This window comes from Vicinamibacteria bacterium, assembly GCA_035620555.1.
Taxonomy (GTDB): Bacteria; Acidobacteriota; Vicinamibacteria; order Marinacidobacterales; family SMYC01; genus DASPGQ01.
On record DASPGQ010000141.1, the window covers coordinates 1 to 11121 of the forward strand.

General features: G+C 64.6%; 8 protein-coding genes. 6 read left to right on the top strand and 2 right to left on the bottom strand.

The window, feature by feature from the left end; translation table 11 throughout:
• Nucleotides 1–823 (top strand): SRPBCC domain-containing protein (locus tag VEK15_05645; GenBank protein HXV60157.1); only part of this gene is annotated, 823 nt, incomplete at its 5' end.
• 8 nt (nt 824–831) lie between these two features.
• On the opposite strand, the gene VEK15_05650 is transcribed toward VEK15_05645, so the two are convergent.
• Nucleotides 832–1146 (bottom strand): hypothetical protein, encoded by a 315-nt coding sequence (locus VEK15_05650; GenBank protein ID HXV60158.1) that lies wholly within the window; start codon nt 1144–1146, stop codon nt 832–834.
• Between the two features lie 31 nt (nt 1147–1177).
• Nucleotides 1178–2368 carry a low temperature requirement protein A gene (locus VEK15_05655; protein ID HXV60159.1) on the bottom strand — a complete coding sequence of 397 codons (1191 nt, stop codon included), beginning with the start codon at nt 2366–2368 and terminating at the stop codon, nt 1178–1180.
• A gap of 466 nt (nt 2369–2834) precedes the next feature.
• On the opposite strand from VEK15_05655, the gene VEK15_05660 reads away from it, so the two are divergent.
• The 5 genes from VEK15_05660 to VEK15_05680 form a co-directional block, all read left to right on the top strand.
• Entirely contained in the window at nt 2835–4385 is a 1551-nt protein-coding gene (locus VEK15_05660; protein HXV60160.1) for a M20/M25/M40 family metallo-hydrolase, read from the top strand.
• Nucleotides 4386–4467: 82 nt separating this feature from the next.
• Nucleotides 4468–4995 (top strand): hypothetical protein, encoded by a 528-nt coding sequence (locus tag VEK15_05665; GenBank protein ID HXV60161.1) that lies wholly within the window; start codon nt 4468–4470, stop codon nt 4993–4995.
• A 22-nt stretch (nt 4996–5017) separates the two neighbouring features.
• The gene (locus VEK15_05670) at nt 5018–5371 is read left to right on the top strand and encodes a hypothetical protein (protein ID HXV60162.1); all 354 of its coding nucleotides are present in this window, start codon (nt 5018–5020) and stop codon (nt 5369–5371) included.
• 333 nt (nt 5372–5704) lie between these two features.
• Entirely contained in the window at nt 5705–10693 is a 4989-nt protein-coding gene (locus VEK15_05675) for a GAF domain-containing protein (GenBank protein HXV60163.1), read from the top strand.
• A 56-nt stretch (nt 10694–10749) separates the two neighbouring features.
• On the top strand, nt 10750–11121 hold a 372-nt coding region (locus tag VEK15_05680), incomplete at its 3' end, for a response regulator (protein HXV60164.1).

Consider the following 11121-nt stretch of genomic DNA (forward strand, 5'->3'; position numbering starts at 1 on the left):
TCCACCCGCCAAGGTTTTCGAGGCGCTCACGACGACGGCCTATCTCGAAGCCTGGTTCGCCGAGAGAGCGCAGGTATCGACCGATGAGGCTCGGTACGATTTCTGGGGGCGGTTCACCCCTTATGCTCCGGGTCCCGAGGAGGGTCGACACCGTCTGCTCAGCGTCGAATCGAACGCCAAGCTCGTCTTCCGCTGGCCGGTTCGCGGTGCGGAGACGACGGTAGCAATCGATATCGCCCCAAGGGCCGGCGGAGCGCTACTGCGCCTGAAGCACGACGCACCGCCGAGAGAGCGCGGCGATCTCTCACTCGCGGATTTCTGGATGCTCTCCTTCGAGAATCTGAGACGATTCCTTCGCGATGGAGCGGCTCCCCTCCGCTGCGATTACACGTCGATACCGCACGACGTCGTCGAGCTCGACCTCGAGATCGAGGCCTCCCGCGAAGAAGTGTTTCGCGGCCTTACCGACGAACGGATCTTGAATCGCTGGATCGCCGCCGGGTCTGCCGACGTCGAGCCAACACTCGGCGGACGGTATCGCTACTGGGACGGACAGGGTCCCATCAAGATTCTGAGCATCGTGCCCAACGAGAAGCTCTCCTGTAGCTGGAAGTACGGGGAGGACCCGGAAACCGTCGTCAGCTGGACGCTCAGTGGCTCGGAGGGACGGACGCGGATTTCGCTGGTCCACAGCGGATTCGGTAGAGACGTCGAGGACTTTCGCACCGGCTGGCTCCGGCACATGTTGTGGCTAAAGGAGACACTCGAGCAGGGCGAGTCGTGGAGTCGACCCGTTCTCGCAACGACCGACTGCCGCGCTTGACGCGAGAATCAGAAATAGAGGCTCACCGAGAAATACACGGTCGTCGGCACGAGACCGTACTCCGACGCCAGCGGCTGGCCCGGCTCGCTGGCCTCTGGCCCCAGGCCGAGGAACATCCCGCCGTTGAGCGTGGCCTCGTCGCTCGCCGAATAGGCAAAGCTCGGCGAGAGCAGGGAACTGTCATCGCCCAGGTTCCACAGCCACAGGGCACCGAACGGCCACAGCGGGTAACCTGAAAGGAGGCCTGAACTGCGGCCTCGTCCCGACCCAACACCGGCAGCTCGCCGCGAAGAAACGGCGCGAGCGAACCAAGTCGACTCCACCGCGTTGTCACGAGAAAGCGCCAACCGACGATCACTCGGCCGCGCCCGCCATTAAGAACAGCTTCCAGCAGACGAGCAAGGCCAGAATGACGCCGGTCGCGAGAACGGCGTAGCCCGCCAATGGAGTCAACGGGACCAGAAGAACGAGCCCGGCAGCGATCGGAGCCAGGATGCGCGCCTTGCCGTATTCGGGACGATCATGAAGGAACTGGAGAGAGAGCAGATACAGGGCAGCGGGAACGGCCACCGCGGCGCCGGCGGCGGCAGAGCTGATCTCCGAATGGTGCGTCGCGGCATCCACCCCGACCGCAATCCCGGCTCCGACCGCGGCGGCGGCCATGAACACGAGAAAGTGGCCGTAGCCCCAGACAAACGCTTTCCGACTGTCCGTGAGAAGATCGTGAACCGGACGGTGAAAATACAACCACCACATCGAGTACACGATCAGCAGGCCGCCCACGATGAGAGGCGCGAGGACGGACAGGGCCTCGCCGGAGGCGATCGCCGACTCGATTGCGACGCTGGCCGCCAAGACCGATTCACCGAGAACGATGATGGTCATGAGACCATATCGCTCCGCGATGTGATGCGGGTGCCACGGCGTTGCCCCGGCACGCTCCGCCCAAACCGGCACCGCGAGCTCACAGGCCGCGAGACACAGAAACCCTGGAATCGACCACAGGCCCCAGAGCACCAGTGCGACCCACGCCACCTGCGTCACGGCGATGCCATGGGCGTATCGCCTTGCGGTGGCTCGGCGCTTCGGATCATCTTTCGACGCCCGGAGCCACTGCGCCACGATGGCGAGTCGCATCACCACGTAACCGCCCAGCACCGCCGCGTTGGCAGTTCGAGTCTCGAACATCGTCGGAACGCCCGCGGCCAGCATCAGCGCCCCCGAAATCTGGACGAACACCGCGAGCCGATAGAGTACGTCGTCGCAATCGTAGGCCGAAGCGAACCAGGTGAAGTTCATCCACGCCCACCAGATGGCGAAAAACACCATGGCATAGCCGACGAGGCCGTCGCCGGTATGACCTTCGGCGATGGCGTGATGGAGCCCGCTGGCCGCCTGGGCGATCGCAACCACGAAGACGAGGTCGAAGAAGAGCTCGAGCGGGGTGGCGGCCCGGTGCGACTCGTTCGGGTCGCGCGCGACCATCTTCGCGCACAGTCCTCGCCTTGCTTCTTCGCGGCGCGCCGCGGTGGACGTTACCGACATGTGGCCGTTGGATCCTATCCGAAACCCATGCGCCGAGGAGCCCGTAAGGTGACTCCCGTTCGGCTGGGTGAACCCTCTCCACCTCGCGGCACGATGTCCCCGGCAGTTCGAGGCAGTTCGAGAAGGTCTTGACGACTCCGGCACGAAAAGAGTAGAAACCTCAGCGGGAGGGTTCCTGTGACCACCAATCGTGCGTGGCTCGTGCGCCTGCGCTCCTCGGGAAAGGTCGAAGAGAGCGGATATCTTTGAAGCGATCCACCCTTTTGCTGATCTCTTGGCTCGCCGCCGCCGCGGCGCTCGAAGCGGTGCCCAGGTCGTTGAAACCCCGCGTCCCTTTTGCTAACGTTCTCCACTCGCGCACAGCTCGGGCGGCAATCCCGAGCACTTCCGTTACCACCCGATTCGAGCCATCGCGATGTGATCTTCATTTTCCTTGTCGTCGTTCAAGGACTTGGAGGAAGCCGACATGGTGAACAAAGCAGACGATGAGAGCAACGTCCGACACCGAGACATCCACCGCCGTGAGTTCCTTCAGGGCGCGGCCGTAGGCACCGCCTTCGTCGCGATGGGAGGACGCCATGCGGCAGCGTTCCTCCTCCCACCGCAGGAGGATCCGGTCGTGGCGCAGATCGCGGCGCAGCACGATGCCACCATCAAGATGCTCCAGCAGTGGATCGCGCTTCCCTCCATCGCCGCCGAGGATCTCAACTATCCCGAGGGCGCGGAGTACATGACCCAGCTCGCCCGCGACGCGGGTTTCCAGCACGTTGAGATGGTGCCCACAAAAGGCAAACCGGGCGTTTTCGCCACGCTCGATTCCGGAGCGGCCAACACGCTCGCGATCTACTTCATGTACGACGTCAAGCAGTTCGATCCCGCCGAGTGGTCCTCGCCCCCGCTCGAGGCACGCCTGGTGGACAAGCCCGGCTTCGGCAAGATCATGGTGGGGCGTGGGGCCACGAACACCAAGGGGCCGCAGACCGCCTGCCTCGCCGCGCTGCACGCCTTCAAGGCTGCCGGTCAGAAGCCACCGGTGAACCTGGTGCTGGTCTGCGAAGGCGAGGAAGAAATCGGCTCGCCGAACTTCAAGGAAATCGTCTTCAAGCCCGATGTCGAGGCGGCCCTGAAGAAGTCCCTGGGAATCATCATCCCTCTCGGCAACCAGGATCTGGACGGCTCCGTGACGGTCAACCTGGGCGCCAAGGGCATCGTGGAGCTGGAGCTCGTCTCGAGCGGAGAGAACTGGGGACGCGGTCCGAGCCGCGACGTGCACTCGAGCCTCTTCGCCCAGCTCGACAGCCCCGCGTGGCACTTGGTGCAGGCACTGCACACGCTGGTCGAGGCCGACGGCCACACCCCGGCCGTCGAGGGTTTCTTCGATGAGGTGAAGCCGCTGACCGCGGGGCAGAAAGCGATCCTCGAAGCCTCCATCCCCAAGCGCAACGAGGCGCAAGCGAAGGCGGCGCTCAGTGTGAAGCGCTGGTTCAAGGACGAGTCGTGGCACGACTCGCTGGTGCGCCTGGTAACGCAGCCCACGATCAACATCCAGGGGTTGGTGGGCGGTTACACGGGACCTGGGGGAAAAACGATTCTCCCACACCACGCGGTGGCCAAGATCGACATGCGCCTCGTCCCCGACATGACCGCTAACGGCACGCTGGAATTGCTGCGAGCCCACCTGGCCAAGCACGGCTTCTCCGACATCGAGGTGAATATGTCTGGCGGCTACGATCCCACCGAGACGGATCCGGACTCGAAGCTGGTCCAAGGCCAGATCGCAGCCTATCGCAAGATGGATGTGGAGCCGGTCTTGTGGCCTCGGCTCGCGGGCTCCTGGCCCGGGGTCACCTTCACCGGCCCTCCGCTCCGGCTTCCGGCCGGGATGTTCGGCATGGGGAACGGGGGGGGTGCCCACGCTCCGGACGAGTATTTCGTCATCGAGGCGGAGAACCCCGACGTCGCGAGCTGGGACGATGTGGTCCGGAGCTATGTGGAGCTCTTCCGATCATTGGCCTGAACCGTTCCTCCGTCGCTGGCAAGCTTGCTACGGGCGGCCGCGGCGGGATAGAGTGGCGGCGACAACACCGAAGGAAGTGTCGATGCTCTTCAGCGACCGCAGCATCCTCACGATGGTGCACGGGCTTGTCTTCGGCGGGGGCGCGCTCTTGGTGCTCGCGGCGGCCCTCTACGCCCTCTGCGTCCTTCCCGGCGACGGCGCGCGAGTCTCAGCCGCGCAGAGCCGTTCGCTGTCACGGTTGCTCCTCTTCGGCGCCGTTCTGACGTGGTGCGCCGTGCTCGGCGGCACTTACCTGGTCTTCCCACCGTACCGCACCACGCCTCCCGAGGGCGCCACCGACCTGAGCAGGTATCCACGGTCGTTCCTGCTGGGGAACCCGGATACCGCCTGGTTGCACGCGTTCGCCATGGAGGAGAAGGAGCACGTTCCCTGGGTCGCGGCGATGCTCGCGACGGCGGCCGCGTTCGTCAGCGTGCGCTACCGAGCGGTTTTCGCGAACGACCGGTCGCTTCGCAGGATGGTCACCGTGCTGGTCACGGTGGGGTTCGTCCTGGTCGGATGGACGGCGCTGCTGGGCACGTTCATCAACAAGGTCGCCCCGCTGGAGTGAGGCGACGGAGATTGAAAGCCGAATGAGCGCGAACGCAGAGTCGTCGCGAAACGGAGAGGAGACGCGTGCCGGCAGTCTCACGAACGGGGCCGCGCTGGCCGCGATCTTCGGGGCGGGCATCGGGTCGTTCGCGATGGGGCTCATCGTGATCCTGAACGAGGCGGGCGTGTCCGTGGCGCCGAGCCTGTACGGTCCGGCGGGCGGCGTGTCCGGGCGAACGACCTTCGCCGCGATCGTGTGGCTGGTCGCCTGGTTCGTGCTACACCGCCGCTGGCGCGAGCGGGAGGTCGAGAGCGGGCGGGTGGTCGCGGCCACGCTGGCCCTGGTCGCGCTCGGGTTGCTGCTCACTTTCCCCCCGGTCTGGGGAATCTTCTGATCGGGTAGCGCCTCGCGGCCCCGGTCTCGATCGCTTGCGCGTCATTCATTTTGGTAACCCCCAAGGGTGTCGTAGAATCGGGCTTGAAACGACCCAGGTTAGTCCCGCGCGCATTTCTGCTTTCGAAGCCGATTTCTGATTTCAGGCAGAACGCAGAGCCGGTGTTGCGTAGCTCCACCCGTCGCGGCACGATGTCCCCTGTGGTTCGAGAAGGTCTTGACGACTCCGGCACGAAAAGAGTAGAAAACTCAGCGGGAGGGTTCCTGTGACCACCAATCGTACGTGGCTCGTGCGCCTGCGCTCCTTGGGAAAGGTCGAAGAGAGCCGATATCTTTGAAGCGATCCACCCTTTTGCTGATCTCCTGGCTCGTCTTCGCCGCTGTCGGGCTCGAGGCGGCGCCGGTGCGACATCCCGAGGCCGGCCGACCCTTCATCCGCAACTACTCCCGCAAGGAATACCGCGCCTCGGACCAGAACTGGGCCATCGAACAGGACGACCGGGGGGTCATGTACTTCGGCAACAGCATCGGGGTGCTGGAGTACGATGGGGTTTCCTGGCGCCTGATCCAGACACCCAACAAGAGCGTCGTCCGATCTCTGGCCAAGGACGACGACGGTCGCATCTACGTAGGGGCCCTGGGAGAGATCGGCTACCTCGCGCCCGACGCCCGGGGTCAGATGCAGTTCGTGTCGCTCCTCGACGATGTGCCGGAGGACGACCGTGCCTTTGCCGACGTCTTTCGGACGTTCGCGACGCCCGAGGGGGTGTACTTCCAGTCGCAGCAGCGTCTGCTCCGGTGGGCGGACGGGCAAATTCGCGTCTGGAGACCGATCAGCAGGTTCCACCGCGCCTCGGTCGTGGCCGGTACGCTCTATATCGGGCAACCAGAAACCGGCCTGATGCGGCTTTCGGGAGACACTCTGGAGCCGCTCCCCGACGGGCTGCGCTTCGCGGACGAGGTCTATCCGGTCATCCTGCCCTTTGACGACGGCCAGATCCTGATCGGCACGCGCGCACAGGGGCTTTTCCGTCACGACGGCACCTCGGCCCACGCCTTTCCTACCGAAGCGGACGAGGTGTTTCGCAAGGGCTCCCTCTACCGCGGAGACGTTCTGCCCAGCGGCTCGCTCGCCCTGGCCACCACGGGTGCGGGCCTGGCGATCCTCGATCGGGAGGGGCATCTGGTACAGCTCCTTGATTCGACCAATGGGCTGACGACCGACAGCGTCTATGCCCTGTTCGCCGACCGTCAGGGAGGGCTCTGGCTCGGGCTCGATGGCGGAATCGCCCGGGTCGAGACGCCTTCGCCGCTCTCGGTGTTCGATCCGGCAGCCACAGGCCTGCGCTCCATCACGGCCATCCAGCGTTATGAGGAGACCCTGTACGTGGCCACCGGGCGGGGGGTGTATCGCCTGCGTCCCCGGTCGTCCGAGAGCCCGCAGCGCGGAGCCTCGCCGGCGTCGTTCGCGGATTTCGTCCCCATCAGGGGGATCGACATGTCCTCCCAGGCCTGGTGGTTCCTCTTGATGGACGATCCGGACGGGATACGACCGTCTCAGCTGCTGCTAGCCGTGGGTGACGGGGTCTACCGGATCGAGGGTGAGAGCGCGACCCCGGTGAAGCTGTCGGTGGGCGGATCCTTCAATGCGAGCGTCCTCTACCGTTCGCCGCGGGACCCGGACCGAGTGTGGGTCGGCCTCTTCGACGGCCTGGCCTCCCTGAGCCTGAGACAGGGGAACTGGGTCGACGAAGGGCGGGTGGCTGGGATCCCCGATGAAGTCCGTACCATCGTCGAGACCAAGGACGGCAATCTCTGGCTTGGCACCACGACCCGGGGCGCCGTGCGGGTAGACTTCTCCGCGGTCGTTCCCGGCGGGTCGCTCCCGCCGAATCCAAGGATAGAGCTCTTCGGTGCCGCCGAAGGGTTGCCAGAGACTTCCATCAACGTGACCCCGATCGACGGCGAGCCATTCTTCTTCTCGCTCGACGAGATCTACCGTTTCGACGAGGCCGGACGCCGGTTCGCTCCCGACGACACGTTCAAGGTGGTGACCTTCGACCCCTTGGGTACCGGGGATTTCCCTTTCTTCCAACAAGATACCCATGGCCGGGTCTGGATCAATGCGGGGCGTGAAACGGCGGCCGCGATCCGGCAGCCCGACGGCACGTACGAGGTCGAGACGAAGCCGTTCTCGCGGTTTGCGGGCTTTGGGATTGCGACCGTCCACGCGGAAGCCGATGGCGTCGTCTGGTTCGGCGGCTTGGACGGCCTGATCCGTTACGACTCGAGCCTGCACAAGAACTACGACGCGGATTTCCCCGTGCTCATCCGGCGCGTCTTGGTCAACGGCGATTCGCCGATCTTCTCGGGCACGACGGCAGGGGAAGCCACTCCCCCGCGACTCCCGTACGAGGACAACGCACTGCGCTTCGAGTTCGCCGCGCCCAGCTTCGACAACGAGTCCGCCAACGAGTACCAGCACTTCCTCGAAGGACTCGACCGCGGCTGGTCGGAATGGGGTAAGGACGCCCGCGGAGACTACACCAACCTGCCGTTCGGAGATTTCCGCTTCCGCGTTCGCGCCCGCAACCTCTACGGGCACGAAGGGCGCGAGGGGGTCTACCCGTTCACCATCCTCCCGCCCTGGTATCGCACCTGGGGGGCCTACGGCTCGTATCTCCTGTTCCTAGGGGCGGGTGTCTTCGCGGTGGACCGCGTCCAGAGGAGACGACTTCTCGGCAAGGAGCGCGAGCGTTCGGCCCTGCGAGAGACCGAGCTCCGCGCGGAGGCGGCGGAGGAGCTGGCGCGATCGGAGAGCGAGCGTTCCAAGAGCGTCGAGCTCCTCTCCGAAGTCGGCAAGGAGATCACGGCGTCACTCGATTTCAACACGATCTCCATGCGGCTCTACGATCGGATCAACCAGCTCCTCGACGCGACCGTCGTCGGGGTCGGCCTCTACCACCAGAGGAAGCAGCAAATCGAGTACGGCCTCGCAGTCGAGCGAGGCAAGCGCTACGCGCCCTACACGCGTGACACCAACGACAAGAACCAGTTTGCCGTCTGGTGCATCGACAACCGCAAGCCGATTCTGATCAACGACGTGGCGAGCGAGTGGAGTCGCTATCTCGGCGCCTACGAGGAGTCGGGCCGCCTTCTCGAGGACGGTTCGGTGTCGCAGCCACCGCAGTCGCTCATGTACGTACCGCTCGCGACCCCGGAGCGTGTGCTGGGAGTCCTCACGGTCCAGAGCTTCCGGAAGAACGCCTACACCGAGTACCACCTCAACCTGCTTCAAAACCTGGCCGCCTATACCACGATCGCCCTCGAGAACGCGTACAGCTACCGCCAGCTCAGGGAGCAGGACAACCAGATCCGGCAACGCGCGGCCGAGCTGGCGACGATCAACAGCATCAGCGAGGCGCTTGCCTCGGAGCTGGAGCTCGACGCGCTCATCCCGCTGGTGGGCGAGCAAATTCGACAGGTCTTCGGGGCGCAGATCGCCTACGTGGCGCTGCTCGACAAGGCGACCAACATGATCCACTTCCCTTACGGGTACGGAGACACCTTCCCCTCCCTGCCCCACGGCACCGGCATGACCTCCCGCATCATCGACTCGGGCGAGCCGCTGCTCCTCAACGAGAAGATCGACGAGCGCAGCGCCCAGCTCAAAATCAAGAGGTCGGGACTGCCCTCGAAGTCCTACCTCGGCGTGCCGATCCCGGTGGGCAACGAAGTGATCGGCGTCATCAGCGTGCAGAGCACGGAGGAGGAAGGCCGCTTCCAGGAAGCGGACATGCGCCTGCTGGCAACCATCGCCGCCAACGTGGGCGTAGCCATCGAGAACGCCCGCTTGTTCGACGAGACCCGGCAGGCCCGGGCGGCCGCCGAAGAGGCCGACGCGGCCAAGAGCGCGTTCCTCTCGACGGTGAGCCACGAGCTGCGCACGCCGCTCACGTCGGTGCTCGGCTTCGCCAAGATCATCAAAAAGAGGCTGGAGGAGCGAATCTTCCCCCTCGTGGAGAGCGACGAGAACCGCGTTCGGCAGGCGATGCAGCAAGTGAGCGACAATCTCAAGGTCGTGGTGAGCGAGGGCGAGCGCCTCACCAAGCTCATCGACGACGTGCTGGATCTGGCCAAGATCGAATCGGGCAAGCTGGAATGGCACATCGAGACGCTGACGGTGCCGGACATCATCGATCGCGCCACCGCGGCCACCTCGTCGCTCTTCGAGAACAAGGGCCTTACGTTGATCAAAGACGTCGGATCGGAGCTGCCGGAGGTCTCGGGTGACCGCGACCGTCTGATCCAGGTGGTCATCAACCTCATCTCGAATGCGGTCAAGTTCACCGCCGCGGGCTCGGTAACCTGTCGGGCGGTCGCGAGTGACGGCGAGATCGTGGTCAGCGTCATCGACACCGGCCTGGGCATCGCTCCCGCCGACCAGCCAAAGGTGTTCGAGAAGTTCAAGCAGGTGGGCGACACCCTCACGGACAAGCCCAAGGGGACGGGCCTGGGCCTCCCCATCTGCAAGGAGATCGTGGAGCACCATGGGGGCCGGGTCTGGGTGGAGAGCGAGCCAGGCAAGGGCAGCACCTTCTCTTTCACCCTGCCAATCAAGTCCGAGCCGGCCACCGGCTCGGCGGCCCTCACTCTCGAGTCGCTGGTCAAGCAGCTTCGCGAGCGCGTCGAGGTGAGCGCGCCGAAACCCAGGGGCGGGCAGCCGTCCATCCTGGCGGTCGACGACGATCCGCACATCCGGGAGTTGCTGCGGCAGGAGTTCAGCGAGGCCGGATATCGGCTGAGGCTCGCCGCCGACGGCCGCGAGGCTCTGGCCGAGATCCGCAGAGAACGACCCGACCTTGTGATTCTCGATGTGATGATGCCCGAGATCAACGGGTTCGACGTGGCGGCCGTTCTGAAGAACGATCCGCAGACGATGGACATCCCCATCGTGATGCTCTCGATAGTCCAGGACAAAGAGAGGGGCTACCGCCTCGGCGTGGACCGCTACCTGACCAAGCCGATCGATACCGACCTGCTCTTCAAGGAGGTCGGCGAGCTGCTGGAGCAGGGAACGTCCAAGAAGAGGGTTTTGGTTGTCGACGAGGACGCGTCGGCGGCGAGGACGCTCGCGGAAGTGCTGCAGGCCCGGGGATACACCGTGATGGAGGCGAACGGGGAGGATCTGGTCACCCGGGCCCTCGAGATGCAGCCGGACATCATCATCTTGAGCTCGGTGATGTCGCAGCGGCACGAAGGAGTCCAGTCGCTGCGCTTCGAGAAGGGATTGGAGAACGTACTGTTCCTCGTCTATCAATAGGGCCGCCGCCCCCCAGGGTTCCCTGTCCTGTGAATCGCTAACACGTGGGAGAATTCGTGAGTTCTAAAATCTTGATCGTAGATGACGAGCCCCATCTCCGGACCCTCATCCACCAGGCCCTGGAAGAGCTGGAGGACGAAGGGGTGGAGCTTTTGACCGCGAGCAATGGAGAGGAGGCGCTGGCGCGGATCCAGGCGAACCAGCCGAAACTGATCTTTCTCGACGTGATGATGCCGAAGGTTAGCGGCTTCGAGGTATGCGACCGCGTCAAGAACTCCCTGGGCCTCAAGGACGTCTACATCGTTCTTCTGACCGCGAAGGGACAGGAGTTCGACCGGCAGAAGGGACAGGATGTCGGAGCGGACCTGTACATGACCAAGCCATTTGACCCGGACGCGCTGCTGGAGAAGGCCAGGCAAGTGCTGGGG